The sequence below is a fragment of the Rhodanobacter sp. ANJX3 genome, from assembly GCF_014200755.1.
Lineage (GTDB): Bacteria > Pseudomonadota > Gammaproteobacteria > Xanthomonadales > Rhodanobacteraceae > Rhodanobacter.
In genome coordinates this window covers 36868-63749 of sequence record NZ_JACHCM010000010.1, presented here as the reverse complement: position 1 = coordinate 63749, position 26882 = coordinate 36868, and the positions used below count along the sequence as shown (strand labels likewise).

Below are 26882 nucleotides of genomic sequence, written 5' to 3'. Positions count from 1 at the left end.
AGGCAGGGACTTATCTGATGCCTGCAACGGGATGCGGAAGGCATCGGCGATATTCCTGCCAGTGCGCAACAAGCCCGGTCACTGTAGTAACGGCAAGCAACACCTCTAGCGGCCTAAACGGAATGGAATAACGTGGCTCAGCTTGCAGCGTACAGTAAATAAACGTGACGAAGCATGCCATGCTGGCCACCACGATGTTCGCGCAGCGGCCCTCCATGTTGCGAAATGTCGTGATCCAAAGTTTCTTCGATAAAGCTAAGGGTAAGCTACCAAAGGCCAGAAGCATTAATAATGGGTTGAGCGCGTGACAAATAGCTTCTAATGCGATCCAGCTACGCTGACTTTTAAATGGCGAATTATCTGATCGGTAGACGTAGATATCGCCCTCACCGATCAGGATGTCCCAGCCCCAAAGTAAACAGGGTTTTTGAAAAAAATACCAGGCGACATAACGCAGGGGTTGTTCGCTGAAACGGGCAGCGATGATGCGGGCGCCTTGCACATGGTTGGCACTTAGCACTTCGTATTCGCTGTTGAAAACGCTTAGTGACGCATGTGCAGCGGCGCTTTCGGTAGTAGTCGAGGCAAACTGCTGCTGTCGCCACAAAGGCTGATAGCTAGGCGCCGAGCCGATGACAAAATTTTCTAAGGCTCGATCCATCGACGACGAGCCTGCGGTAGGTGCAGGTATTTGCGCATTTCGTATTGCCCACACACCAGGAAGTATTGCAGCCCCAAGCATCAGTGCGATACAGATGGACCAAGGCGCGAGCTTGCGCCAAGCAAAAACAGCGCCTAAAAGAACGCCGAAGGGTAGAAGTATGGCATTGGTAAGAGCTGCAGCACCTAAAATAAAACCGGTAAGAGCGGCGGCTGCCATACTTGATTGTCGGCAGGCTTGCGCGCAAAGCAGAAGTGAAAGAGTGCACAGAAAGCCGAATAACGTCTCGCTTAAAAGAACACCGTTTGTCGTGATGCTGTGTGGCCATAGCGCCATCAACAGACCTGCACATATAGCCGCGTTAGGGGAGAGCCAATAGCGGCCCAACTGCGTTGCCATGCCTACTGTCAAGGCTCCCATTAGCGCTTGGCAAAACAAGACAGACTCGTACCATTTTTCACTTGGCCCAAGCCAATTCAGCAATATAGCGAGAAAAAAGGGATAGCCTGGGTCCCTGTAGTTGTTTGGCACCACCGAAGCAGAGGATGGCTCTGCATTGGAAAATATACTGTGATGTACCAAGTTCCACGCGTATGAAAAATATTGAGCTGCGTCGCCTCGAATGACAGGATGCGAAACCATTGTTGCGACTGCGTAATACCAACGCATTGCCAAAGCTAACAAGGTTATAATAGTGAGTGCCGCCAGCCATCGCCAGCTTCTGCGATGTTTATCTGCGAGGGTATTCATCGGAAACTCGTGAGTGTTAAAAACATTTAGCGCGGAATGGGTTCGAGAGGTGGGGTTAGTTTGATGGATGACATTCAAGAGAGAATGGCCAACTACATAACTCCTACACGATAGCTGCCGGATCACCAAGGGTTAATGACCATTATGGCAATCGGACGCTTCCTCTTCGAGGACATGATCCCTGTGTAGTTGCTATCACCACGCTGCAATGGTGGCGCCGCCATCGCTCCGAGATCTGACTGTTGAGCCTTTAGCCGACGTATAGATCCAATCACAAAAGCTTTTTCGGTTTACTGGGGCTGGTTTATGCAAGTCTGTAATGGCCCTATGCCGATATCGAAACCCATGGGCACAATGAGTAGCCTGTTGGCCCCAGCGGCGCTGAAATAGGGTGGCGGAAACCACAAAGTAGGTCGCTGTGATGATGCTGGCAGCAAGCATGAGGCTGATAACACAAGTGTATGACGGCTGCTTTCCACCGGCTTATGACTTGTTCTCGACAGTGTTCAATTTTGCATTCAGAAACATATCACCTGCTTGTTGTGTGATGTTGTCGGATGTGGTGTCGCTATTTGGCTTGAGATCCTCACAGAGTCGTTACGCTAGCTGAAAGAATTTGCAATGCAATGGCATGCCTTTCTCAATAAGCTATGCGCAATAAGACGGAAGCTTGCATTGTCATCAAGCTAGAATTGCCTTCATGACGTCGCCCAGCCAAGGAAAACATCCATGAAACCTTTGATTGCAGCGTTGCTCCTTGCGATGATTGCAACATCTGCAATGGCCAATAAAAGGATAAATATTGCGTTTGCTGGGAGGCAAGTATCGCACGCGTTCAACATCCGCGACCTCGTGATGATGGACAGGATAAGCGATCCGCAGCTGTCCCCGGATAGCCACTACGCGGCTTTCTCCGTGCGCAGCACGGACTACGCAGCCAACAAGGGCGTCAACGCCATCTACGTGCTGGACCTCGCCGATCGATCGACGGCAGCTGGTAAGCCCGTAAAGGTAGCGGACAAGGCCAGCTCGGCGTGTTGGTCGGCAGATGGGCTCAGTCTGTATTACCTGGCGCCGGCCGATGGCATCGCCCAGCTGTGGCGACTGGATTTGGGCGGCAAGGGCGCGTTGGATCTGGTCAATCATGCCAGTGGCGTGCAGGTCAGCCACGCGCCACTGGATATCGACGACTACAAACTTTCTCCGGACGGCAGGCGCGTGCTGTTGTCGTATGCGGTCTTTACCGACTGCACGACCCTGGCGTGCACGAAGGGTCGTGTGGATGCGCGCGACAAGGACAAGGCCAGCGGCACGCTCTATAGCAAGCTGTTCGTGCGGCACTGGGATACCTGGGCCAACGGCCGCCGCAATCAACTCTTTGTTGCGAGCTTCGATCGTAACGGGCAGCTCCCTGCCGAGCCGACCTTGCTGAGCAGCGGCATCGATGGCGATGTTCCCAGCAAGCCGTTCGGTGATGAGAGCGAATTCGCTTTCGCGCCGGATGGCCAGAGTGTCTACTTCGACGTGCGCATTGCGGGGACCAGCGAGCCGTGGTCGACCAACTTCGACGTCTATCGCGTGCCGGTGGACGCTTCGTCCGCTCCGAAAAACCTCACGGCCGACAACAAGGCATGGGACGCTTATCCGGTGCCGTCGCCGGATGGCAAGACGCTTTACTACCTGGCGATGAAAAAGCCCGGGTTCGAGGCGGACCGCTTCGCCATCATGGCGCTGGATTTGGGGACGGGTGCAAAACGCGAGGTCGATCCACGCTGGGATCGCTCGCCGGGGAGCATGACCATCTCCGCCGATAGCAAAACGCTTTATGCCACTGCGGATGACGAGGAGCAGCATCCGCTATTCGCTATCGGCACGGCGAATGGCGAGGTGACCCGGCTCTCAGGGGACGGCGCGGTGGAGGGGTATTCGTTGGCTGGCGACAAACTGCTGATGGCCAGAGACGATCTGAAGCACCCGGCCGATCTTTACCTGGCCTCCGCGGCAGGCTCGCATCCCAAGCAGGTCACGCATTTCAATGCAGACGATCTGAAAAATGCCAAAGTCGGTGATGTCGAGTTCTTCAAGTTTCCGGGCTGGAACAACGAAACGGTGCAGGGCTATGTGGTCAAGCCGGTCGACTATCGGCCCGGCAAGACCTATCCCGTGGCTTTCATTATTCATGGTGGCCCGCAGGGGGCGATGAACAACGAGTGGAGCTACCGCTGGAATCCCCAGACCTATGCGGGTCAGGGCTTTGCGGTCGTGACGATCAACTTTCATGGTTCGACTGGATATGGGCAGGCCTTCACAGACGCGATCTCAGGCGACTGGGGCGGTAAGCCGCTGGACGATCTGAAGCTGGGCTGGAAGGTGGCGCTTAGCAAATACAGCTTTCTCGACGGCAACCGCGCCTGCGCGCTGGGCGCCAGCTATGGCGGTTACATGACGTACTGGATTGCCGGCGTGTGGAACCAGCCGTGGAAGTGCCTGGTCGACCACGACGGCGTGTTCGACGCTCGGGCAATGTACTACGACACCGACGAGCTGTGGTTCGAAGAAAAGGAAAACGGCGGTACGCCTTATGATCATCCGGAAAACTACGAGAAGTTCAATCCGGTCAACCACGTCAAGGACTGGCGTGTGCCGATGCTGGTGATTCACAGCGGCGATGATTTTCGCATTCCGATTACGCAGGGGTTGGGCGCGTTCACCGCGCTGCAGCGTCAAGGTATCCCCAGCGAGCTTTTGACCTTCCCGGATGAAAATCACTGGGTGCTCAAGCCTCACAACAGCGTGCAGTGGCATGACACGGTCAATGCGTGGCTGAAGCAATGGACAGCCAAGGACACGCCGAAGGCACCGTCGAATTAGATGCTGCGTCGGTGACTAAAAAGGGCGGCCCGAGGGTCGCCCTTTTTGATTCTGGATATGCAACGAGTTGCGAATTCCTTATAGCCACTTCGCTCGTTTCAGGCCGATGAAAAGTCCGCAGACGACGACTGCTACCACGCCAACGACGGCGGGATAGGCCCATGGTTGAGCGAGCTCGGGCATGTGCGTGAAGTTCATGCCGTACCAGCTGGTGATGAGGGTGGGAGCGGCGAGCATGGCGGCCCAGCCGGCCAGCTTTTTCATCACTTCGTTCTGGCCGAAGGTGACGAGGGAGAGGTTGACGTTGATGGCGGCGGCGAGCATTTCGCGCATAGCGCTGATGGCTTCGTTGACGCGGAAGACGTGGTCGTACACGTCGCGAAAATACGCGCGCAGCTCTTTCGGAATCAGGTTGGGATGCAGTCGCGTGAGCTGGCTGATGATGTCCTGCATCGGCGCGACGGCAAGGCGCAGCGTCATCAGGTCGCGCTGCATGTTGTACAGCCGCCTCACCGTGCTGCGTTTGAAGGCTTCAGCGAAAATGTCCTTTTCGAGCTGCTGCAATTCCTCTCGCGAGGCACGCACGATCGGAAGCAGGTTGTCGACGATGAAATCGAGAATACTGTACAGCGCGTAGCTCGGACCGAGCGCCATCAGTTCGGGCGTGTGTTCGCAGGCGCGCCTGGCTGGCGCGTAGGAAAGCGATGCGCCGTGGCGCACGCTGACCAGATAGCGGGGCCCGAGAAAAATATGGGTCTCGCCGAACGCGAGGTTGCCGTCGATCTGCTGCGCGGTCTGCACCACCAAAAACAGCGAGTCGCCGTAGGTTTCGATCTTGGTACGCTGATGGGCGGTGTGCGCGTCCTCGATGGCCAGATCGTGCAGGCAGAATTCCTCCTGCAGTTTCAGCAGAAGTTCTTCGTCGGGCTCATGCAGTCCGACCCAGACAAAGGTATCGGGTTTGGCCAGCACGTCGCTGATTTCATCGAGCGTGACGTCGCCGATCCGGCTGCCGTCTTTCCGATAGGCGATGCAGTTGACCACCATCTGCTTTTCAGCCGACGGCGGCGCGGGTGGGACCGGACTCATCAGGTTCATGCTGCGCATGATGCCCGGCGCATCAAGTCAGGGCAATTGCAGCAGGCTTTAGGACGATAGCGGCCTTGCTCCCCGGCGCAGACTCCAGGCGATCGCCAGCCAGCAAGGCATGGCAAACAGCAGCCAGGGCTGATTCTGCTGCACGACGCCGGGCAGCAGATGTAGCGAGAGGGCGATAAGGATGGCCAGCAGTTGCAGCAGCCATAGCGCTTCGATGAAACGCGACGGAGCGATGCCGCGGCGCGCGCGCCATATAGCGGGCAGCATGATGAGCGCCAATGGATTGAAGAAAAGCAGGTTGGCGTTGGCCCATGCGGAGTGATGGGTGGTGAGGGTCCACAGACCGATCAGCAGCAGGCCGACCAGTCCGGCCGCGACGAGGTAGGTTGACGTAAGTAATGCGTAGCCGATGGGCGACCATCGCCGGGCGGCGAGCATGCATGCCGCAAGAATAAGCCCGGCCGCGGCGAGCGGCAGTCGCAGGTCGGGCGGGTTCACCGGCGGCACGTCCAATCGGTTGGGTGAGACCAGCTGTTCGCTTTGCACCAGCGGTTTGAGTCCGCCCGAGCCATTGTCGATTTGTACGTGATTCAACTGTTGCTGCAGCACCATCGGCAGAAAGCTTTCCTGCCAGGCGTTGAGCGGTTGGTCGGCGTAGGGGCCCAGTCCCAGGTCGAGCACCAGCATCAGCCACGGCTGCGCGTTCATCAGTCGCGCCGTTTGCTGCCGATATGTCATGCCGCCGGGCAGCGCGGTCAGCTGTTTTCTCAGGGCGCCGCCGAGAATTTTGTCCAGCGCGTCGCGCACGCGCGTGGTGCAGTTGTCGGCATAGTAGTCGTAGGCGTAGCCGGCATTTTCCGGACGCATGTTCCACAGCAGATAATCCCGCAGTGCGGTGGCCTGCTGTGGCGGCAGCGCCAGGTGCTGGCGTGTCACCGAACGGCCGTCCTGCATGTAGCTGGCCTGTTCGGGCGCGCTGTATTCCGCGTCCATCAAGTAGTGCATGCGGCCGCGGGCGAAGTTGATGAAGAAGTTCGATTCGTTGAAATCGAATACGCCGTAGTTGAAGTCGACCGACTCGCCGGAGACGCTGTCGCGCACTTCGATGGCATCGTGGCCGAAGCGTTCCCAGTAGGTTTCGCCCGGGCCATAGGTGATCAGCGAGACCTCAAGATTGGCGCCCGGTGCGTTGGCCACGCTGGCACCGGCGCTGGATATGCCGATCAGCAGCAAAAGCACGACGAGCAGCAGGCGATGGATGGAGTGCATGTAGGGAAGGCCGGTGCAGAATGGATCGGGCGGTGTCGCTCGAATGGCGGGACACGGTTTGTGACTTTGTACCGATGCGGCGAAGCGGCTCGATGGATGGAATCGACTCGGACAGCTGTCTGAAAGTATCGCTGCTGCCCGGCGACTTCGCTACGCCTCGGGCGAACGACGATGCTTGAGTGTCGACGAGTTCAGACGCCGCGGCCACCTTCAACGTCGCACTGGCAGAGCGAAGTGCTGCACGGATAGCCCCGCAGCGCCTCGCCTTGCTTCAGTCCTTGCCTTGTTTCACCACGCGGAAGGCCTGCACGCGGCGATCGTCCGCTTCGGTGACATGGAAGAGGTACGCGCCGATCACCACTTCCTCGCCCACTTCCGGCAAATGGCCGAACTCGGAGGTGACCATGCCGCCTACGGTGTCGTATTCCTCGTCGGAGAAATCGGCGCCGGTGTTTTCGTTGAAATCGGCGATCGGCGTCAGTGCGCTGACGATCCAGTCGCCGCCAGGCTGTTCGTGCATCAGCTCGGGTTCGTCGTCGTCGTGCTCGTCGTCGATTTCGCCGACGATTTGTTCGAGCACATCCTCGATGGTGATGAGTCCGGCCACGCCGCCGTATTCGTCCATCACCACGGCCATATGGTTGCGGGTTAGGCGGAACTCGGCCAGCAGCACGTTGAGCCGCATCGACTCGGGAATGAGCACGGCCGGGCGAAGGATGGCCATGATGTCGAACTGGCTGGTGTCGCCAAAGGATTTCAGCAGATCCTTGGCCAGCAGGATGCCGAGGATGTCGTCCTTGTCTTCGCCGTGCACGGGGAAGCGCGAATGGCCCGACTCGACGACCACGGTCAGCATGTCCGACAGCGACGATTCGGCCGACAGCATCACGATCTGGGCGCGCGGCACCATCACATCGTCCACGCTCAGCTCGGTGACCTTGATGGCACCCTCGACCATGGTCAGGGTGTCGGCGGAAAGCAGCCCGTTGGTCTGGGCGGCGCGCAATTCCTCGATCAGTTCGACGCGGTTGCGTGGCTCGCCGGAAAACATGTGGCCCAGTCGGTCCCACCAACTACGGTGCGCCGGGCCGCTGGTACTGCCAGGGTCGTCGTTCATTTATCGCGTGGGTGCTGCCCGCAAGCGGGACGGTAAATCGAGTTTAACGGAAAATTCGTGACGATTCAGCGCAATGGCGTCGAGGCGCGCTCGGCGTCGGTCGATGTCGCCGGTCGCCATATTCGCTCACTGGTAAGGATCGGCGATGCCCAGGCCAGCGAGAATACGCGTCTCCAATGCTTCCATCGCCTCGGCCTCGCGGTTCCTGATGTGGTCGTAACCGAGCAGATGCAGCACGCCGTGGACGGTCATATGCGCCCAGTGATCGCGCGGTCGCTTGCCCTGCTCAAGGGCTTCGTGCAGCACCACGGGTGCACAAATGGCGAGGTCGCCCAGCAGCGGCAGCTTGAGTTGCGGCGGTAGCTCGGCGGGGAAGGACAGCACGTTGGTCGCGTAATCCTTGCCGCGATAGTCGCGATTGAGCGCGCGACCCTCGTCGGCATCCACCAGACGGATCGCCACTTCGGCAGACTTGCGGTATCTCGCGCCACGCAGCGCGGCCTCGACCCACTGCCGAAAACTGTTGGCCGCAGGCAGTCCCGACCGCGGCAGGGCGTAACCGACGGTGATGCGGTTGGGCGGCGTCGTTGGCTTGGACATACGGTTTTCCGCCAGCCGCGTTAACTGGCGCCGATCGGCTTGGCGCCGTTCGACATCGAATCGCCTTTGGCGGCATTCCGATCCGTGCTCCCGGCCTCTTCTTCGAACGCTTCATAGGCACGCACGATCTTCGCCACCAGCGGATGACGCACCACATCGCGCGAGGTGAAAAAGGTAAAGCTGATGCCGTTGACGTCGCGCAGCACTTCGGTGGCCTGACGCAGGCCGGAACGCACGTGGCGGGGCAGGTCGACCTGGGTCACGTCGCCGGTGATCACGGCGACGGTGCCGAAGCCGATACGGGTCAGAAACATCTTCATCTGCTCGACGGTGGTGTTCTGCGCTTCGTCGAGAATCACGTAGGAATCGTTGAGCGTGCGGCCGCGCATATACGCCAGCGGGGCGATCTCGATCACGTTGCGCTCGATCAGCTTGGCGACCTTTTCGAAGCCGAGCATTTCGTACAGCGCGTCGTACAGCGGGCGCAGATACGGGTCGACTTTCTGCGACAGATCGCCGGGCAGGAAGCCGAGCTTTTCGCCGGCTTCCACCGCCGGACGCACCAGCAGCAGGCGCTGCACGCGATTGGCCTCCAGCGCCTCGACCGCGCTGGCCACGGCCAGATAGGTCTTGCCCGTGCCGGCAGGGCCGATGCCGAAATTGATATCGTGGGTGGCAATGGCGTGCAGGTAGCGTGCCTGGTTGGCGCCGCGCCCCTTGATGAGGCCGCGCTTCACGCGGATGGCAACTTCCTGCGCGCTCTCGGCCGCCGCATCGGTGATGACGTCGATGCCGGATTCGGCCAGATGCAGATGCACCTTGGCGCCGTTCAACGATTCGTCTTCGGTCACCACGTACAGCGCGCGAAGTACTTTTTCAGCGGCCCGCGTCACTGCCGTTTCGCCCAGCACCTGAAAAATATTGCCGCGATGGTTGATCTCCACGCCCAGGCGCAGCTCGATCTGCCGCAGGTGTTCGTCGAACGGCCCGCACAGGTTGGCAAGGCGCGCATTGTCTTCGGGATCGAGGACGAAATCGTTCTGGTCGATGCTGCGGTTTGCGCTTGGGCTGGTCATAGTTCTCGGTGCATCACATAAACGTCGGTAGGTCCGTGCCCTGCATGACGAAAGGCTCCGGGTACCTGGCCGACAACCTGGAAACCGTGGCGCTGCCATAGGCGCACGGCGGTGGTGTTGGTGGAAACCACGAAGTTGAACTGCATCGCCGTGAAGCCGGCGCAGCGAGCCTGCGCCATCGAATGCTCGCACATCGCGCTGGCGATGCCCTGGCCGCGTACGCTGGGTGCCACCATATAACCGGCATTGGCCACATGGTTGCCAAGGCCAGGCTGATTCGGTTTCAGCAGATAAGCGCCGAGCACGTCGTCGCTGCGTTCGGCCACAAAGCAACGGCTGGGCGGCGAGGTCCACGCATCGCGGGCCTCTTCAAACCGCATGTCGGGCGGATAACTGTACGTATCGCCGCCCGCAATCACCTGCTGAAACAGCGGCCAGACGCGCACAAATTCGTCGGCACCGATTTCCCGCAGCACGAGGTTTTCCGTCACGAAGCCAGCGCGACCGGCGCGTCGATGGCGGGCTCATCCAGCACAATCCGACCGCGCAGCGAATTGCTCATCGCGTCGGTGATCAGCACGTCGACGAACTGGCCGATCAGTCGCGGATGGCCGGCAAAGTTGACGAAGCGCATGTTCTCGGTGCGGCCGGTCAGCTCGCTCGGATCGCGCGTGCTGGGTTTTTCCACCAGCACGCGCTGCACGCTGCCGATCATCGCGGCGCTGATCTTTTTGGCGTTGTCGTTGAGCGTGGCCTGCAGACGCATCAGGCGCGCGTGCTTCTCCGCCGCGGACGTTTCGTCGGGGAGATTGGCCGCCGGCGTGCCGGGGCGCGAGGAGAAGATAAACGAGAAGCTCTGGTCGAAGCCGATGTCGTCGATCAGCTTCATGGTCTTGTCGAAATCCTCGGCGGTTTCGCCGGGAAAGCCGACGATGAAATCGGACGACACGCAGATATCCGGCCGCACTGCGCGCAGCTTGCGGATCTTCTGCTTGAACTCCAACGCGGTGTAGCCGCGCTTCATCGCGCTGAGAATGCGATCGGACCCGGCCTGCACCGGCAGATGCAGGTAATTGGCCAGCTGCGGCACGTTGGCGTAGGCCTCGATCAGCGAGTCGGAAAACTCCAGCGGATGCGAGGTGGTGAAGCGGATGCGACCGATGCCGTCGATCTGCGCGATGGCGTGGATCAGCACGGACAGGTCGGCCACGCTGCCGTCGTGGGTCGGGCCGCGATAAGCGTTGACGTTCTGGCCGAGCAGGTTCACTTCGCGTACGCCCTGAGCGGCGAGCTGGGCGACCTCGACCAGCACGTCGTCGAACGGACGGCTGATTTCCTCGCCGCGGGTGTAGGGCACGACACAGTAGCTGCAGTATTTCGAGCAGCCTTCCATGATCGAGACGAAGGCAGTCGGGCCATCGGCACGCGGCTCCGGGAGATTGTCGAACTTTTCGATCTCGGGGAAGCTGATGTCCACCTGCGGCCGGCCGGTGGCGCGCTGCTTCTCGATCAGTTCGGGCAGGCGGTGCAGGGTCTGCGGACCGAAGACCAGATCGACATACGGCGCGCGCTTGACGATGGCGTCGCCCTCCTGCGAAGCCACGCAGCCACCCACGCCGATCAGCACCGGCTTGCCGTCCTTCTTGTGCTGCTTCCAGCGGCCGAGCTGGCTGAAGACTTTTTCCTGCGCTTTCTCGCGGATCGAGCAGGTGTTGATCAGGATCACGTCCGCTTCGGACTCGTCCAGGGTCAATTCCATGCCATGCGACGCCTTGAGCACGTCGGCCATCTTGGCCGAGTCGTACTCGTTCATCTGACAACCGTGGGTCTTGATGAAAAGCTTGCCGCTCATGACTGGGAACTACCGTGGTTCGTCTATCGAAGGCGCATGGCGGCGAAACACGCCAGCCAGCGCGACGCTGCCGCAGTGCCGCGTCGAACCGCACAGTTTACGCCGCCGTGACGGGGCTCGCCAGTGAACAGGCCGCGGGGCTTATACCGCAACCTGTTCGTCGCTGACGCGCCGACTCAGAAGTCGACGCTGGCCGACAGCTTGATCGTGCGCGAGGCACCCTCGGTCAGGTAGCCGCCCAAGGCCGATGCCCAGTAGTTGCTGTTGCCGATATTCAGCACTGCAGCGCGGAACGTCACCTGACGACCGTCGATGGCGGTGACATAGCTGGCGCCCGCGTCGACCCGCGTCCAGGCGGGAATGCGCAAGGTATTGGCCAGGTCGACGTATTCACCGCCGGTGCGGGTCACGCCCAGGTTCAGCCCCAGGCCCGTGGTGCCGGGGACTGCCCAGTCCACGCCCGCGTTGTACTGCCACTTCGGTACGCCGACCGCGGTGTTGCCGTTGTCGAGGCCACCGGCGGTTTCGGTCAGCTTGGCGTCGATATAGCTCGCGCCGCCGATCAGTTTCAATCCACTCGTCGGCTCGCCGTAGATGCTCCATTCCGCGCCGCGGTTGCGCTGTTCGCCGGCAATGCTGAAAACGCGCGTCACGCCATCGGTGATGCCGCTGGGCTGCTTGATCTGGAACAGGCTGAAGGTGCTGCCGAACGTGCCCTGGTCGTACTTGATACCGGTTTCGAGCTGCTTCGACTTGTACGGCGCAAACACCTGGCCGACATTGGCCGAGCCGATCGGTGCTTCGGGTCCCTGCGACAAGCCCTGGATGGAGTTGGCGAACAGCGAGAAGTTCGGGTTGAGCTTCACCACTAGGCCGAGCACCGGCGATGTGGCGGTCTTGCGGTAGTCCGCGGTCTGCACGCCGGTGGTGTAGGCATAGCCGAGGGTTTGCAGGGTCTGCCGGCGCGCACCGAGGGTCAGCAGTACCTGATCGTCGGCAAAGCCCAGCGTGTCGGACAGCGCCAGGCTGTGCAGCTTGGTGCGGCCGGTCACCACCGGATCGCCGCCGCTGAACGTGGTGGGCGGGTACGGCATGGCCACATAGTCGTAGAGGTTGGTCGGCGAGGACGCGGAGAACGTATAGCTGACGGTCTTTTTCTGGTTCAGCGCGGAGACGCCCAGGTTGATCTTCTGACTGACCGGGCCAGTGTCGAATGTCCAGTTGAGGCCGGCTTCGCCGCTCTGCGCGTCGTTTTGATACGGCACGCCCAGTCGGTAGATCGAACCGTTGCCGCTGCCGTCCACGGTGGGCGACGCGTATTCGCCGTTTTCGTTGGAATGATCGGCGCCGACGGCGACATAGCCGGTCAGGTTGGGCAGGAAATCGTACTCGGCGCGCACCAGGCCGTAGGTATCCTCCAGGCTGGAGTAGCTCCAGGGCTGGGCGTAATTCGCGCTCGCCGGCGGCGGCTTGGGCACGCCGTCGCCGCTGAGATAGACCACGCTGCGGCCCTCGTCGATGCGCTGAAGCTGATGGCTGACGTCGGCCTTGATGCGGAACTTGTCGCCGCGGTAATCGAACGCGATGGACTGCTCGTTCGACTTGCGGCTTTCGCGGTCGATTGAGGTATCGCCGTCACGCCCGCCCAGATTGACGCGGATGCCGTACTCGTCGTTCGTGCCGAAGCGTCGGCTGACATCGAACTGGGCGCCGGCCTGGCTGTCGCTGCCGTAGTCGACCGTGGCGCGCGTCAGCGGCGCGTCCAACGCCCATTTCGGCTCCACGTTGATCGAGCCGCCGATGCCGCTGCCGCCGGGCGATACGCCGTAGAGAAACGCGCTGGCGCCACGCAGCACGTCGAGCCGGCCGATCGCGTCGGCGTCGACCATCTGTCGCGGGATGATGCCGTAGAGGCCGCCAAAGGTGATGTCATCGCCGTTGAGAGGAAAGCCGCGCAGCACGAAGGTCTCGGCGAAATTGCCGAAGCCGTCGGCGACGCGCACCGCCGGATCGTCGGCCACCACATCGGCAATGGTGTACGCCTGATGGCTGGCGATGTAGTTCTCGGTATAGCTGGTCATCGCGAACGGCGTACTCATCACATCCTGTTCGCCCAGCACGCCCAGATTGCCGCGGCGGGCGATGTCGCCACCGCCGAAGGTCGGCAAGCCGACGCCCTGCACATTCACCGTGTCCATCGTTTGCGTCTTGCGAGGCTCCTTGGCGCTGCTCGTATCGCTGGTGCCGTTGCCATCGACGGGCTGGGTTTGCGCGTGCGCGGCAAAGCTGCCGGCCAGTGCCACGGCCAGCAGGCAGGGCAGAGCGGCGCGGCGCAGGCCTACAGAATGATGGCTTGCAGCCTGCCGCTTGGTCGAAGTGTTCATGACGTTCCTCAAAACAGCGTGGGTGATAGAAAAGAGATCAGGGCGAACAGGCTCGCCGCGCCGCCAACGAAGGCCAGCCAGCGCGCGAAGCGGGGGCGATACGGTTGCAGCAGCACCCAGGCGATGGCGGCCAGCATCCAGCTCGCACACCAGTCGACGCTGCCGATGTCCCAGCCGCGCCAGTGCACGCTGATGACCCAGGCAGCCAGCATCGTGAGCCAGCCGCCGAGGCGTAAAAGGCGGCTGCGGCGAACGGATACTTCGGCGCCGAAGTGCTGGCGGTGGTGACGCGCCACGGCGAGGCACAGCAGGGCCCAGCTCGAATAATTCAACGCCAGCAAGATCAGCCATAGCGTCATGCAGATTTTTCCCGCGGGCGTGCGGCGTGCGAGGACGCTGAAGCAGCGCCGATGCGTGCATCGCGTCGGACGTTTTTGCGTGGACGCGTGTTGAGCCAGGCCAGCCAGGCAAAGCCGAGGCCCAGGGCTAGAGCGGTGGCGTCGACGCCAGCGAGAACCCAATCGTGATCGACGATGCTGGCAAGCAGGCTGCTGCGCGGTTCGGTCAGCGCATTCAACAGCGGCAGTGCAAGCAGCAAGGCGGCCGTCATGCCGAACAGCTCGCGCCACGGCTTGCCGCGACGCAGGCGCAGCACGGCCCATATCGTGGCGAGCAGCCACACGGCGTAAAAGCTCTGCGCTTCCCAGCTGGCCCGAACGGCCAGATTGCCGGGGAGCAGGCGGTTCGCCCATAGCAGGGCGACGCTTGCCAGCGGCATGCCGGCGATCACGGCGATGTTGAGTGCGCGCACCAGCCCGTAGCCTGAGCGCAGGCCGGCGGCCTCCGCTTTCCGCTGGCGCTTTTCGATCCAGACCTGCGTCGCAGTGGCAAGCATCACGCAGCCGGCGGTGCCGAGCAGAAAGTACAGCCAGCGAATCGCCGCGCCGCCGAACTGCACGCGATGCAGTCCGCTCAGGAATTGGTAGGTGCGATAGGCGGCCGGTGGACTCTCGCTTTCACCGCGGAAGTGGCCATCGGTGCCATCGTAGATCAGGTTGCGGCGGCCGCCAGCGACTTCATCGTTGCCGGCTGCCAGCGCGCTGATCGTGATAGACGCATCGTGGACATGCTCGATCTCCAGATACTGCGCCGGGCCACCAAGGCGTTGCACAGCGTCGTGGAGAATCTTGTTCAGCGACGCCACCCGGCTTGGCAGTCGGTGTTGCTCGACCGGATGCGGTGTGCTGGACAGCGCTGCGTAGTACGCAGCTAAGTCACCGTGATAGCCGATCTGTACGCCGGCGGTCATGTAGGTAGACATCATGATGATCACCCCGGTGTAGGCGATCATCAGATGAAACGGCAGGCCCAGTACGCCGGTGAGGTTGTGTCCGTCCAACCACGCACGCTGACCGCCGGCCTGCGGTCGAAACACAAAAAAATCCTTGAACACACGGCGATGGATGATCACGCCGCTGACCAACGCCAGCAGCATCAGCATGCCGGCCAGTCCAACCAGATACACGCCGGGCGTGCCGGCCTGCAGGTTGTAATGCAGGACGAAAAAGAAATTACCGCCGACGGTCGGCGGGATCCGTGTTCCGTCGCGCGGATTGAGGGCGACGTCGATAGTCGGTTTGCCCGGTTCGAAGACGAAGCCGTGAATCGACGGATCGCGCGCGCTTGGGGGCCTGAGATAAAGCGTCTCGGCATGCGGTGCCATCTCGCGCAAGGTGGTCGCGGCGGCATCCATGGCGATCGGTCCCGGTGCGAGCTGGTGCAGCGCCGGACGCATCCAGTAGTCCAGCTCTTTGTCGAAGCAGGCCAGCGTGCCACCGAGGAAAATCGCAAACAGCACCCAGCTCACGATCAGCCCGGCCCAGGTATGCAGCCACGCCATCGATTGTACGAAGCTGCCCCTCACCGACGCGCGCTCACGGACGCATGCCGTAGTCGCGCCAGGTCATGGCGAGTACCAGCATCACGGCGCCTGCGACGAGCAACGTCCACCAGCCGCGCCACGCGCTGCGCGCGGCGAACACCCAGATCGCCACCGCGGTCCACACCACGAAACTGAGCAGGCTGGCGGTCACCGCGCGGTTGATTCGGCTCATCGGCAGCACGACGGTCAGCAGGGCGGCGCTGGCGTACGTAACCAGATAGCCACCGAACAAGGCGGCGGCGGTTCTCGACGCCACGGCCCATCGAAAGCGTGCGGTTGTCGACTGGCGTCGTTTCAGGTGGCTATGAGGTATTTCGGACATGCATCAATTCGGCAGGAGAGAAGGTTTTCTGGGTTGGCGTCTTGCAAGCGCTATGCGCGCGACGCGCGGCAACCGGCCTGACACGGAAGCGGTAGGGACGACGTGGCGTAGGCGCGGCTGCGATGGGGTTTCCTTACGGCGAACATTCGAACGCAAGCGCATTGCTGCGCGGCTCATCGGGCGTTACCTGGGAAGCCTGTCGACTATTAAATAGTTATTACGAATGATTCGCAATAACTATTTTGCATGGCGCCGGTCGCGACTTGGCTTGCCCGAGACCTTTCGTCAGACTCGCTGCCATGAATGCTGTCGTCCACCGAGACGAGCGCTGTGGCGCTCGATCCCGCTCCCATCGCTGGTTTGCCGCCGCCTTGATCGGCTTTTTGTTGTGGACGGGCGGCTGTTTTTTTCGGCAGGCATTCTCGCTGGCGCACGCGGGCTCGCTGTACCGCTGCACCGGTGTCAACGGAGAGACTGTTTTCAGCAGCAGCACGGCGGGCTATCGCGGCTGCAAGAGGATCGCCACTTTTGCATCGGCGCCTCCAGCCACGCGGCCCAAAATACGAAATCTGCCGAGCTCGCTGAACCTGGTCAGCGGTTCCGTCACAACATCGGCTCGGAGCATGGCGGCCAATGGCGCCGATGCCGTTTCGCTCGATCGGGTGGTTGCTGGAGTCGAATTCGCAGGTGGTGCCGCTGGCGACAGCACGGCACAACGCGTCTCACTCGACGGTATGCAGGGATCGGTGCAAACCACGGCGAAGCTATTGCTGGCGCCCGTACCCAACGCGGTTGTCGACGCTGTCGCTGCCATCCGGCCCGGTTATCACGAATCGAAAGAGGCCGTGACGCCGCTTCTTGAGATCGATAAAAACGGAAACCGGGTTCGACGCGGTTCGACGTATCGCGTCGTGCGCGCCGACGGCGTGGTGGAATACACCAATGTGCCGCCGGTGCACCTGAAGGGCAACGCGGTCACGATGCTCTTCAGCTATACCGAAATTGAAACCTGCATGGCCTGCAATCTGCATTCGCCGATTCACTGGGGCAGCACGGCACTCAACCTGACCGCCTATGCCGACGTGATTCGCGCGGCGAGCATCGAATACGGCGTGGACGAAGCGTTTCTGCGCGCCATCATCCATGCCGAAAGCGCGTTCAACCCGCGAGCGCTGTCGATCAAGGGCGCGCAGGGGCTGATGCAGCTGATGCCGGCCACCGCCAGCGACATGGGCGTGCTGGATGCCTTCGATACCAGCCAGAACATTCGCGGCGGCGCGCGCTATCTCGGCCTGCTGCTGCACGACTTCAACGGCAACGAGCAACTGGCCGCGGCGGCTTACAACGCAGGTCCCGGCGCCGTGGTGCGCTACAGCGGTGTGCCGCCGTATGCCGAAACGCAGGTCTATGTCGAACGTGTGGGCACGTTGCGCAAACGCTACGGTGCGGCGATCCATCCGCCGCTCACCTCGTCGAACGGGTCTGGTTGAGCGATGCTCGACTGGAGTGCTCTGTGCGCTTCGGCAGGAAAGCTCAGTTGGTCACCACCGGCGCGGCGTTCGTCATCGCTGGGCGCTGAGTCAGGGTCACATCGAGATGGAACGGGCTGCCGTTGCGCAGGCCCGCCACCTCGACCTTGCTGCCGGGCTTGATGGCGGCCTCGCGCCGGCGCAGGTCGGCCGGATCGAGAATGTCATCGCTGCCGATTTTCAGCAGGATGTCGCGGGGTTGGATGCCCGCCTGGGCAGCCGGACCGCCGGGTGTGACGTCGGTGACCTGTACACCGCGTGCCGCCGACGGCAGGCCGCTGTCGGCAGCGACCGGCACGAAGGCGTAGTTGGCGCCCATCCAGCCGCGTACCACGTGGCCGCTGGCGATGATCTGATCCAACACCTTCTGCGCGGTAGCGACCGGGATGGCGAAGCCGATGCCCTCGGCACCGGCGGCCTTGCCGATGAGCAAGGTGTTGATGCCGATCAGCTCGCCCTTGGTATTGATCAGCGCGCCGCCGGAGTTGCCCAGGTTGATCGCCGCGTCGGTCTGGATGAAGTCCTCGGCGCTGGAGCTGTTGAGCTGGCGGCCGACTGCGCTGACGATGCCCATGGTCACCGTCTGATTGAGGCCCAGCGGATTGCCGATCGCCAGCGCCACGTCGCCGGCACGCAACTGCTGCGTATCGGCCAATTGGATCACCGGCAGGTTGCTGGCATCGATCTTCAGCACGGCCAGATCGGTTTCCTCGTCCGCGCCGACCAGGGTCGCTTTGGCAATGCGGCCGTCGTAGAGCAGCACCTGGATATCGGCCGCTTCGGCGATCACATGGTTGTTGGTCAGCACGTAGCCCTGGCCCTGCGCGCTGACGATGACGCCCGAACCCAGCGTCTGCTCGCGATGCTGATACGTGGTGGGCATGCCGCCGAACAGCTGCTGCAGCACCGGATTGCTGTACATTTTCAGCGCCTGCTCGGTAACGATCTTGTTGGCGTAGATGTTCACCACCGAGGGCGCGGCTGCCGCCACCGCGTCGGCGTAGGAAACCGGTGCGCTGCTAGGAGGCGCGGCCAGGCTGGCCGGTTCCGTCACATGGGCTGCAGGCAGGCCGAAGCGCGCGCGCAGACGCTCGCCGCTGGCCGGCCAGAACAGCCCGATCACAAACGCTACGGCCAGCCCCAGGACAACAAAGCGGGCGATGAAGGCGAGCGTGCCGGCGGCATGTTTCATGTCGAAAAGAGATTCCCGGCGGGTCGTGGCGAATGTTCACGGCGGATCGACGTCGCCGGGTATGCGGTTTTATTGTATGGGTGATGGCCTGACGCTACACTAACGCGATTTTTGAGGGGTCCCAAACCCCAACCTTGAACACTCCGGAGAGCCTGATGGCGAATGAAGTTGTGGACCACGGCCGCCGCCGTTTCCTGACAGCAGCCACTGCGGTGGTCGGGGGTGTCGGGGTGGTTTCGGTAGCCGTGCCCTTCATCAAGTCATGGGAGCCCAGCGCGCGAGCCAAGGCCGCAGGTGCTCCAGTCACCCAGTCGCTCGCCAAGATCGAGAGTGGTCAGCAGCTCATCGTCGGCTGGCGCAGCTTGCCGGTTTTCATTGTCAATCGCACCAAGGATCAGCTAGCCACGCTGCCCACGCAGGACTCGCGCCTGGTCGATCCCAAGTCCGACGGCGCCTCGGCGCAGCAGCAGCCCAAGTACGCGCAGAACGAAGCCCGCTCGATCAAGCCGGAATGGCTGGTCATGGTCGGCATCTGCACGCACCTCGGCTGCGTCCCCGGCTACGTCGGCGAAATGAAGCCCGAGCCGTTCGATCCGAACTGGAAAGGCGGCTACTACTGCCCCTGCCATCACTCGCGTTACGACATGGCCGGCCGCGTTTATCAGGGCGTGCCCGCGCCGAAGAACATGCAGATTCCGCCGTATCATTTCATCGACGATACGACGATCCAGATTGGCGTCGACCCGAAGGGGGCCGCGTAATGGCCAACGTATTGAGCAATATCGGCGACTGGGTCGGCGAGCGCGCGCCTGGGCTTGCACCGTTCTACCGCAAGCACATGAGCGAGTACTACGCGCCGAAGAATTTCAATCTCTGGTACTACTTCGGCGTGCTGGCGATGGTGGTGCTGGTCAACCAGATCCTCACCGGCATCTTCCTCACGATGAACTACAACCCGAGCGCGGCGGGTGCGTTCGACTCGGTGCAGTACATCATGCGCGATGTGGAGTGGGGCTGGCTGATCCGCTACATGCACTCCACCGGCGCGTCGCTGTTCTTCGTGGTGGTGTTTCTGCACATGTTCCGCGGCCTGATGTACGGCTCGTACAAACGGCCGCGCGAGATGGTCTGGCTGCTCGGTATGCTGATCTTTCTGGTGCTGATGGCCGAGGCCTTCATGGGCTACGTGCTGCCGTGGGGCAACATGTCGTTCTGGGGCGCCAAGGTGATCATATCGCTGTTCGGCACGATTCCCTTTATCGGCAACACGCTGGTCGAGTGGATCATGGGCGACTTCCTGCCGGCCGACTCCACCCTCAACCGCTTTTTTGCGCTGCACGTGATCGCGCTGCCGATCGTGCTGCTGCTGCTGGTGGTGCTGCACATCTTTGCGCTGCACGAAGTCGGGTCGAACAATCCCGATGGCGTCGACATCAAGCACGGACCGAAAGGCAATCGTTGGGATGCGAACAAGCCGGCCGACGGTGTGCCGTTCCATCCGTATTACACGGTGCACGATCTGGTCGGCATCGGCTTCCTGCTGCTGATCGCCGCCTTCATCATCTTTTTTGCGCCGACCTTCGGTGGCTGGTTCCTCGAGCACGACAACTCGATCATGGCCAACAACCTGGTCACTCCGGCCGAGATCAAGCCCGTCTGGTACTTCACGCCGTTCTACGCGATCGTGCGGATGGTGCCGTCGTTCTTCGGCAGCGCCGTGTGGGGCGTGCTGGCGATGTTCGGCGCCATCGCCGTGCTGTTCTTCCTGCCCTGGTTCGATCGTGGCCAGGTGCGCTCGATCCGCTACCGCGGCACCGGATACAAGGTGGCGCTCGGCCTGTTCGTCGTGGCGTTTCTGGGTCTGGGCGCGGTGGGTACCGGCATCACGGCGGAGGTGATTCCGAAGTGGTTCGGCAACGTGGATCTGACCACCTGGGAAAACCTGTTCGGTCGCCTGATGACGATCATCTACTTCGGTTTCTTCCCGTTCCTGTGGGCGTATACGCACTTCGGCTGGGAAAAGACCAAGCCGGTGCCGGAGCGGGTGACCGGGCATGACTAATCCTACGATTCTCATCAAACGGCGGCCTCTGATGAATCAGCGGTATTTCACCAAGCGGCTCCTGTGCGTGCTTGCCCTGGCGCTGGGGCTGCTGGCGGGCGGCGCGGTGCAGGCGGCGGAAGAGCCGGAGCTGATGTCGTCCGGTGCCAGCGTGCGCGATCAGGCGTCGCTGCAGCGTGGCGCCAAGATGTTCTTCAACTACTGCGTCGGCTGCCACTCGCTGAAATACGTGCGCTACTCGCGCATCGCCCAGGATCTGAATCTGTCCGAGCAGGACGTGATGCAGAACCTCAACTTCACCGGCGGCAAGTTCGACGATCAGGTCATCTCGCACATGCCGGCCGATATGGCGACCAAGTGGTTCGGCAAGGCACCGCCGGATCTCTCGCTGGAAGTCAGCGCCAAGGGCGAGGACTGGGTCTACACCTACCTCAATTCGTTTTACCTCGATCCGCACAGCCCGATCGGCTGGAACAACACCGTGCTGCCCAACGCTGCGATGCCGTTTCCGCTGGCCGAGTTGCAGGGTCTGCAGACGGCGACGATGAAGCCGGGCACCACCGATGTGGTGGAAAAGCTGGAGATCTCACACCCGGGCACGATGACGCCGGCGCAGTACCAGCAGTCGATGCGCGATCTGACCAGCTTTCTGCAGTACGCCTCCGAGCCTGCCGCGCTGCAGCGCGAGCACTACGGCATCTGGGTCCTGCTGTTCCTGGCTGTCTTTACCTTCCTGGCCTATTTGCTCAACAAGGAATACTGGAAAGACGTCCATTAAACGTCCATTACACCCGGATGTGCATCATCCGATTGCGGCGGCCACGGGCCGCCGTCGTCGTCTCACCGATAGGGAAACGCGCATGGTTCAGAGCGCTCGCTCGCGCAACGTATTGACGTTGTACACCACCGCCGACGACATTCAATGTCATCGGGCAAGGCTCGTGCTGGCCGCCAAGGGCGTCAGCTACGAACGTGTGATCGTGGATCACGCCAATCCCCCGGAAGATCTGATCGATCTCAATCCCTATGTCACGACGCCCACGCTGGTCGATCGTGATCTTACGCTGTTCGACACGTCGGTCGTTTGCGAGTACCTCGACGAACGCTACCCGCATCCGCCGCTGATGCCGATCGATCCATTGTCGCGCGCGCGCATTCGCGTGGCTGCCGTGCGCATCGAAAAAGACTGGCTTACCGAAGTGGACTCGATCCGTGCCGGCGGTCGTCCGGCCGATGCCGCGCGCAAACGCCTGCGTGAACATCTGCTGGCCAGCTTGCCGCTGTTCAAGGCGGCCAAATTCTTCTTGAATCCGGAAATGAGTCTGGTCGACTGCCTGGTCGCGCCGGTGATCTGGCGCCTGCCGTGGCTGGACGTGGATCTGGGGCGCGAAGGCAAACCGATCATCGATTACGGCGAACGTTTGTTCCACAGTCAGGGTTTTGCGCGCAGCATGACCGAACAGGAGAAAGCCATGCGCCCACTCCCAGAGCAGGCATGATGAGCAAGAACGAACCTACCTCGATGAGTTCGAATCGGCCGTATCTTTTGCGGGCGATCTACGACTGGATCAGCGACAACGACCTCACACCCTACGTGCTGGTCGACGCCTCTATCGAGGGCGTTCGCGTGCCGCCGCAGGTGATCAAGAATGGGCAGGTCGTGCTCAACCTGGCTATGCGCGCGGTGGCCAATCTGGATCTGGGCAACGAGTGGATCAGCTTCTCGGCCCGTTTTTCCGGTGTCAGTCAGACGATCAATATCCCGGTGCAGGCGGTGCTGGCGCTGTATGCCCAGGAAAACGGGCAAGGCATGATGTTTCCGGCCGAGGAAGGTGGCGACAACCCGCCACCGGACGTCCCCGATGACGCACCGCCCGCACCCAGCGCGGAGCAGGGCGACAAGCCCAAGCGTGGCGCGCCGCATCTGCGGGTGGTCAAATAATCGTTCTTCTGGATCGCCGCGGTGAGGGGCGATGCCGACGCGATCGGTTGTTGCAAAGGAGATCGCCGCGAAGTCCGCTGCGATCCACGCTAGTGAAGCGGTGCGTCCGGCGGTCGACGCCCCGGATGCAATTGCACGACGTTGCTTGATGCCTTGGCCTTGACCAACGCTTCGGCCACGATCGATTCGGCCGAGGCCAGCTGGATTGTCGGCAGGCTGAGCCCGCTCACGGTGCTGCCGATCATCCACAGTCGCCCCTGTTCGCGATCGTCGCCGTCGATGCTGACGTCGAACGAGTAGCCGCGTTCGATCCTGCGAAGACCGTCCATGCGGCAGATGCGTATGGCGCGCAGACCGACGCTTTCATCGAGCAGCTGCAGTCCGTGCTGCTCGCATTGCCGCCGAGCCTCGCTCATGGCGCGCTCGCGCGCCGAGGTGAGTTTCAGCCACAGCACCACTGCGGCGCAAAGCACCAGCAACAGCAGCATATCTTCGATGTCGCTCATGCCCGCAGTGTGTGGGCATGCCTGCTTGCACGCAAGGTGCGACGTCTTTACGCCACCTAGCCGCGCGTCAGTCCAGCCGTAGTCTCAGCGACAGGTCCACCGCGCGAACGTGTTTGGTGAGGGCACCGACGGAAATGAAATCCACGCCGGTCCCGGCGAACGCCGCAATCGTTTCCAGATCGACATTGCCGGACACTTCGAGCGGTACGCGGCCGGCGGTGAGCGCGACGGCTTCTGTCATCAGCGGCAGCGAAAAGTTGTCCAGCATGATTCGATCCACGCCGGCGTCGATGGCCTGCGCCAGCTCATCGAGATTTTCCACTTCGACTTCCAGCATCAGCGTCGGATGCAGACGACGTCCGGCCTCCACTGCGGCCGCGATGCCGCCAGCCGCGATGATGTGGTTCTCTTTGACAAGGATGGCATCGTACAAACCCATCCGCTGGTTGTGGCCGCCGCCGCAGCGCACCGCGTACTTCTGCGCCAGGCGCATGCCCGGTACGGTTTTTCGAGTATCCAGCAGTCGGGTGTTGGTGCCCTGCACGGCGGCCACGTATCTGGCCGTCTGAGTCGCCGTACCCGACAGCAGCTGCAGAAAATTCAGCGCCGTGCGTTCGGCGCTGACCAGCGCGCGTGCGCGTCCACTCAGTCGGCAGATCACCGTGCCGGGTTCGACACGGTGACCGTCGGCCGTATGCCAGTGGATGCTGACGTCGGGGTCCATCCGGCGGAAGCACGCCTCGAACCAGGGAATGCCGGCAACGACGGCGCTTTCGCGACAGGTCAGTTCGGCCTGCGCACGGCCATGCGCCGGCAACAGCTCGGCGGTGGCATCGCCGGAGCCGAGATCTTCGGCGAAGGCGCGTTCGATGTCGTCGGAAATCTGTGCGGCAGAGGGCGCGTCAAACAAGGGTGCGAAACTCATCAGGCATCCGGAGCGATAGGATTTTCAGGCTGACTCAGACGAGTGACGATCGAGCTCATTGCCCGGTCGAACAGCGCGTTGGCAGCCAGCACGGTGGCCTTGCCATCGGCCAGCAGCACCGCCAGCTCTTCCGGCGCATAGTCCGCCACTTTCAGGCCGCGGCGATTGACGAACAGGTAACGGCCCGTCATCGGACTGATCCATGACAGCTTGGCGCGCGCCATGGCCTGATCGATATGGCTGAATTCCAGCCAGGTCCCCGGCTGCAACGCCTGCACCTGTTGCCACTCGGGACTGTCCAGCGGCACCATTACCGGTTCCGGGTCGCGGCTGTTTTCGCGGCCCGCATCCTGCCTGGCCATCGGCTGAATCGTGTCGGGCATGCTCAGCATCGCGGCGTCTTCCGTGACAGAAGCCGCGTCGTCGTCGTCGCCTGCCTCGCCGAGTTGCTGGCGATAGTAGGCATGCAGCTGGCCAAGCAACCGCTCGACGTCCTGCTCCTGAAAAGCCACGTTGGCCAGACCGAGGCGCAAGGCGCGTTCGATATTAGGCAGCGTCTGGCGCAGCAGATGCCGGTCTTCGGCACTCTTTATCGGACGCGTGCTGGCGATAAGATCGTCGATAAAATGCAGCGCGCTGCGAAATTCGTTCGAGGCCTCGCCGTGGCGCAGCAAGGTCAGTACCAAATGGTTGGCCCAGGCGCGCGCAAGAATGCCGTGCACCAGCGGCGGCAGTTGATGCTGTCCTATGCGATCGACGATTTCGCGCGCGGCGCGCCGACGTGCCAGTTCGAGCTTTTCGCGCCCGCGTGTGGATTCGGCCACGCGCTGTTCGGCCAGCTCCGAGCGGCGCTTGTTGATGTCGTGGAACTGCTGCAGGTCGACCAGCAGCCGCTCGAAGATGCTCAGGTCGTCGTCGAATTCGTGCAGCAGTTTTTCGACGATGACTTTTACTTTTTCATACAGCCGGCGATCGCGGTCGGACTCGTCCGACCAGCCCTTGGCCTGTTCGGCCAAGCCGTCGAGCAGGCGGCGCGCCGGATGCTGACGATGGGCGAACATCTTGCGGTCGAGAATCGCGGCCTTGAGGTAGGGAATCTGCAGGCGTGCCAGCAGCACTTGCATCTGCACCGGCAGGTTGCGATCTTCCAGAATGAATTCGAACAGCATGCCGACCAGATCGATCGTATCTTCATCGATGGTGGCCACATGGCTGGGCCGTTCGCCGCGCAGCGCGCCGATCTGGTTCAGCAGCTGCGATTTCAGTTGCTGGACTTCGCGGCTCAGATCGGCTGCATCGCGATCGGAGCCCGTTGCGGCCTGCGGCAGCGGGCCGGCGCTGGCGATCTGATTCTGCAAAACGCTGAGTGCGCCGAGCAGTTCGTGCGCCGACGGCAGCGGTCCGGTGGACAAGGCGCGGCCGCTGCCTATGCTGCCGCCGACTGCGCCAGCGTAGCCAGATGCAGAACCGGCCGATGTCGGCGCACGGCGTGCGCTGAACAGGGCGTGCAAGGTCTGCAGCAGGTCGTTGGGGATGTCGCCGGACTCCGCCCCCGCGACCGCTCGCACCACCGCATCGTCGTCCACCGATTTCGACAAGCTGGCGCTACTCGCGGCCGGCGTACGGACCACTTGGTGGTGAAGCTGCGGCAGCACGCCGGCTTCGATCAACTCGTCGTTGATCTCCTGGTAGAGCTCTTCCAGCGACGACAGCACATACCGATCGAAGAGCTTGTAGATGATCAGCTTGACGCGCATGTCCGCGGTGAGTTCACGCAGCGCCTGGCGAAACGCCTGGGACAGGATGGCTGGCGCGACCGGATTGCTGGCGTCGTCGATTTTATGGCCGCCGCAGATCACCGACAGCCGTTGGTTCACCGCAAACAGGTCGCGCGCGAGGCGCGAATCGTTTTTGCTGATCATGCTGGTGATAGCCAGCGATTCTTCCAGCTCGTTGTCCGCTACCAGCGTCAGTTCCGCGTTGCCGCCGATACCGACTGAAGTCGTCGCCGGGGACGGCGACTTTGGATGGGTCAGCTCGCCCAGTTCGCGGTTAATCGCGGCCAGAAAGTTGCGCTCCACCAGCGGGCGGCGCTTGCGCACGTCGCGCATGCCATCGAAGTAGTGCATCTGGGCGGCGTTGTTTTCGGCTTTTTCGGCCAGGTCGAACAGCGCATCGTCGACATGCTCGAACGCGTTGCCCACCCACTGTTGCAGACGCCGGTTGGCGATGCCGCGAACCGCGTTCAGCAGCTGGCCGACTCGCTCGCTGGTAGGGTCCAGGCGCGGGCCGAGGTCGACTACTTTCGAGAGGTCACTGACTTCTTTCATCGCCACGCCTTGGTATTGCGACACGCGGTGAGAGTCGAATGGCCCGCACGAGCCTGACAATAAGCGAGGCTGGGGGGCATGTCATGCATAGTTATATCGGAACTGAGAACTGCGACACGAACGGTTCAGGCGGCCGCCGGAAAGTCGGTCAGTTGGGTGGTGCCGATGCCTTCCTCGGGCAGCATGACCGGAATGCCGTCCTCGATGCGGTAGATCACCTTGCGATCGGTGGTGATCAGGGCTTCGGCGATCTTCTCGCGGACCGGAGCGCCGGCAACCGTATTGACCATGCTGGCGGCCACGGCGCCGTTGAGCGCATCGAGTTCGTGCTTGCTCAACGGTCGAACCGGGGTCTTGCTGACCGGGCAGCACAAAATGTCGAGCAGACGCTTGTCCATGGCGGGTTCGCTGGGTATGCCGTAGCTGGAGAAAGCAAGTACGATAACCGTTTTTG

General features: G+C 61.9%; 25 protein-coding genes. 7 read left to right on the top strand and 18 right to left on the bottom strand.

From position 1 onward, the window contains the following. Positions 1 to 10: 10 nt before the first annotated feature. Complete coding sequence (locus tag HDE76_RS19225; RefSeq protein ID WP_184509949.1) at positions 11 to 1411, bottom strand: glycosyltransferase family 39 protein; 1401 nt, start codon at positions 1409 to 1411, stop codon at positions 11 to 13. A gap of 729 nt (positions 1412 to 2140) precedes the next feature. Between HDE76_RS19225 and HDE76_RS19220 the strand changes: the two genes are divergently transcribed. Next, on the top strand, positions 2141 to 4282 hold the full coding sequence (locus HDE76_RS19220) for a S9 family peptidase (RefSeq protein ID WP_184509947.1): 2142 nt from the start codon (positions 2141 to 2143) through the stop codon (positions 4280 to 4282). A gap of 78 nt (positions 4283 to 4360) precedes the next feature. Here the strand turns inward: HDE76_RS19220 and HDE76_RS19215 are convergent, their stop codons facing one another. The 12 genes from HDE76_RS19215 to HDE76_RS20885 all read right to left on the bottom strand — a co-directional run bounded on the left by HDE76_RS19215 (position 4361) and on the right by HDE76_RS20885 (position 16376). After that, the gene (locus HDE76_RS19215) at positions 4361 to 5380 is read right to left on the bottom strand and encodes a magnesium and cobalt transport protein CorA (protein ID WP_184510002.1); all 1020 of its coding nucleotides are present in this window, start codon (positions 5378 to 5380) and stop codon (positions 4361 to 4363) included. A 48-nt stretch (positions 5381 to 5428) separates the two neighbouring features. Then, complete coding sequence (locus tag HDE76_RS19210) at positions 5429 to 6649, bottom strand: DUF4105 domain-containing protein (RefSeq protein WP_184509945.1); 1221 nt, start codon at positions 6647 to 6649, stop codon at positions 5429 to 5431. Positions 6650 to 6920: 271 nt separating this feature from the next. Next, positions 6921 to 7766 carry a transporter associated domain-containing protein gene (locus HDE76_RS19205; RefSeq protein ID WP_179477404.1) on the bottom strand — a complete coding sequence of 282 codons (846 nt, stop codon included), beginning with the start codon at positions 7764 to 7766 and terminating at the stop codon, positions 6921 to 6923. Between the two features lie 126 nt (positions 7767 to 7892). Further along, on the bottom strand, positions 7893 to 8366 hold the full coding sequence (ybeY, locus tag HDE76_RS19200; protein WP_179477403.1) for an rRNA maturation RNase YbeY: 474 nt from the start codon (positions 8364 to 8366) through the stop codon (positions 7893 to 7895). A gap of 20 nt (positions 8367 to 8386) precedes the next feature. After that, positions 8387 to 9442 carry a PhoH family protein gene (locus HDE76_RS19195; protein ID WP_184509943.1) on the bottom strand — a complete coding sequence of 352 codons (1056 nt, stop codon included), beginning with the start codon at positions 9440 to 9442 and terminating at the stop codon, positions 8387 to 8389. Beyond that, positions 9439 to 9918, bottom strand: coding sequence for a GNAT family N-acetyltransferase (locus HDE76_RS19190; protein WP_343205739.1), 480 nt, complete (start codon positions 9916 to 9918; stop codon positions 9439 to 9441). The genes HDE76_RS19195 and HDE76_RS19190 overlap by 4 nt, the downstream gene beginning before the upstream one ends. An 11-nt stretch (positions 9919 to 9929) precedes the next feature. Further along, positions 9930 to 11294, bottom strand: a complete 1365-nt coding sequence (miaB, locus tag HDE76_RS19185; RefSeq protein WP_184509939.1) for a tRNA (N6-isopentenyl adenosine(37)-C2)-methylthiotransferase MiaB — start codon at positions 11292 to 11294, stop codon at positions 9930 to 9932. 176 nt (positions 11295 to 11470) lie between these two features. Beyond that, the gene (locus tag HDE76_RS19180; protein WP_184509937.1) at positions 11471 to 13678 is read right to left on the bottom strand and encodes a TonB-dependent siderophore receptor; all 2208 of its coding nucleotides are present in this window, start codon (positions 13676 to 13678) and stop codon (positions 11471 to 11473) included. An 8-nt stretch (positions 13679 to 13686) separates the two neighbouring features. Continuing rightward, positions 13687 to 14037 carry a DUF3325 domain-containing protein gene (locus tag HDE76_RS19175; RefSeq protein ID WP_184509935.1) on the bottom strand — a complete coding sequence of 117 codons (351 nt, stop codon included), beginning with the start codon at positions 14035 to 14037 and terminating at the stop codon, positions 13687 to 13689. Further along, positions 14034 to 15578, bottom strand: coding sequence for a PepSY-associated TM helix domain-containing protein (locus HDE76_RS19170; protein WP_184509933.1), 1545 nt, complete (start codon positions 15576 to 15578; stop codon positions 14034 to 14036). The genes HDE76_RS19175 and HDE76_RS19170 overlap by 4 nt, the downstream gene beginning before the upstream one ends. A gap of 34 nt (positions 15579 to 15612) precedes the next feature. Further along, entirely contained in the window at positions 15613 to 15876 is a 264-nt protein-coding gene (locus HDE76_RS19165) for a DUF3649 domain-containing protein (RefSeq protein ID WP_221262485.1), read from the bottom strand. A 272-nt stretch (positions 15877 to 16148) separates the two neighbouring features. Continuing rightward, positions 16149 to 16376: a hypothetical protein gene (locus HDE76_RS20885; RefSeq protein ID WP_255481696.1), complete on the bottom strand. Its 228-nt coding sequence runs from the start codon at positions 16374 to 16376 to the stop codon at positions 16149 to 16151. Positions 16377 to 16565: 189 nt separating this feature from the next. Between HDE76_RS20885 and HDE76_RS19160 the strand changes: the two genes are divergently transcribed. Continuing rightward, the gene (locus tag HDE76_RS19160) at positions 16566 to 17432 is read left to right on the top strand and encodes a lytic transglycosylase domain-containing protein (RefSeq protein ID WP_255481695.1); all 867 of its coding nucleotides are present in this window, start codon (positions 16566 to 16568) and stop codon (positions 17430 to 17432) included. A gap of 43 nt (positions 17433 to 17475) precedes the next feature. Here the strand turns inward: HDE76_RS19160 and HDE76_RS19155 are convergent, their stop codons facing one another. Further along, a complete protein-coding gene (locus tag HDE76_RS19155) occupies positions 17476 to 18663 on the bottom strand; it encodes a trypsin-like peptidase domain-containing protein (RefSeq protein WP_179477394.1) in 1188 nt (395 codons plus the stop codon). A 155-nt stretch (positions 18664 to 18818) separates the two neighbouring features. Between HDE76_RS19155 and petA the strand changes: the two genes are divergently transcribed. From petA to HDE76_RS19130, 5 genes are all read left to right on the top strand, one after another. Further along, entirely contained in the window at positions 18819 to 19424 is a 606-nt protein-coding gene (gene petA, locus HDE76_RS19150) for a ubiquinol-cytochrome c reductase iron-sulfur subunit (protein WP_179477393.1), read from the top strand. Beyond that, positions 19424 to 20725 (top strand): cytochrome bc complex cytochrome b subunit, encoded by a 1302-nt coding sequence (locus HDE76_RS19145; protein WP_179477392.1) that lies wholly within the window; start codon positions 19424 to 19426, stop codon positions 20723 to 20725. The genes petA and HDE76_RS19145 overlap by 1 nt, the downstream gene beginning before the upstream one ends. Positions 20726 to 20756: 31 nt before the next feature. Beyond that, positions 20757 to 21503 (top strand): cytochrome c1, encoded by a 747-nt coding sequence (locus HDE76_RS19140; RefSeq protein WP_184509926.1) that lies wholly within the window; start codon positions 20757 to 20759, stop codon positions 21501 to 21503. A gap of 82 nt (positions 21504 to 21585) precedes the next feature. Then, positions 21586 to 22224, top strand: a complete 639-nt coding sequence (locus HDE76_RS19135) for a glutathione S-transferase N-terminal domain-containing protein (protein ID WP_179477390.1) — start codon at positions 21586 to 21588, stop codon at positions 22222 to 22224. Further along, positions 22224 to 22667, top strand: coding sequence for a ClpXP protease specificity-enhancing factor (locus tag HDE76_RS19130; RefSeq protein ID WP_255457629.1), 444 nt, complete (start codon positions 22224 to 22226; stop codon positions 22665 to 22667). The genes HDE76_RS19135 and HDE76_RS19130 overlap by 1 nt, the downstream gene beginning before the upstream one ends. A gap of 89 nt (positions 22668 to 22756) precedes the next feature. Here HDE76_RS19130 and HDE76_RS19125 read toward each other — a convergent pair whose 3' ends face one another. The 4 genes from HDE76_RS19125 to HDE76_RS19110 form a co-directional block, all read right to left on the bottom strand. After that, positions 22757 to 23173 carry a DUF3301 domain-containing protein gene (locus HDE76_RS19125; protein ID WP_184509924.1) on the bottom strand — a complete coding sequence of 139 codons (417 nt, stop codon included), beginning with the start codon at positions 23171 to 23173 and terminating at the stop codon, positions 22757 to 22759. A 67-nt stretch (positions 23174 to 23240) separates the two neighbouring features. Continuing rightward, positions 23241 to 24098, bottom strand: a complete 858-nt coding sequence (gene nadC, locus HDE76_RS19120) for a carboxylating nicotinate-nucleotide diphosphorylase (protein WP_184509922.1) — start codon at positions 24096 to 24098, stop codon at positions 23241 to 23243. Then, the gene (locus HDE76_RS19115; protein WP_184509919.1) at positions 24098 to 26428 is read right to left on the bottom strand and encodes a DUF1631 domain-containing protein; all 2331 of its coding nucleotides are present in this window, start codon (positions 26426 to 26428) and stop codon (positions 24098 to 24100) included. The genes nadC and HDE76_RS19115 overlap by 1 nt, the downstream gene beginning before the upstream one ends. A 125-nt stretch (positions 26429 to 26553) precedes the next feature. Further along, positions 26554 to 26826 (bottom strand): Trm112 family protein, encoded by a 273-nt coding sequence (locus tag HDE76_RS19110; protein ID WP_179477386.1) that lies wholly within the window; start codon positions 26824 to 26826, stop codon positions 26554 to 26556. Positions 26827 to 26882: the final 56 nt, after the last annotated feature.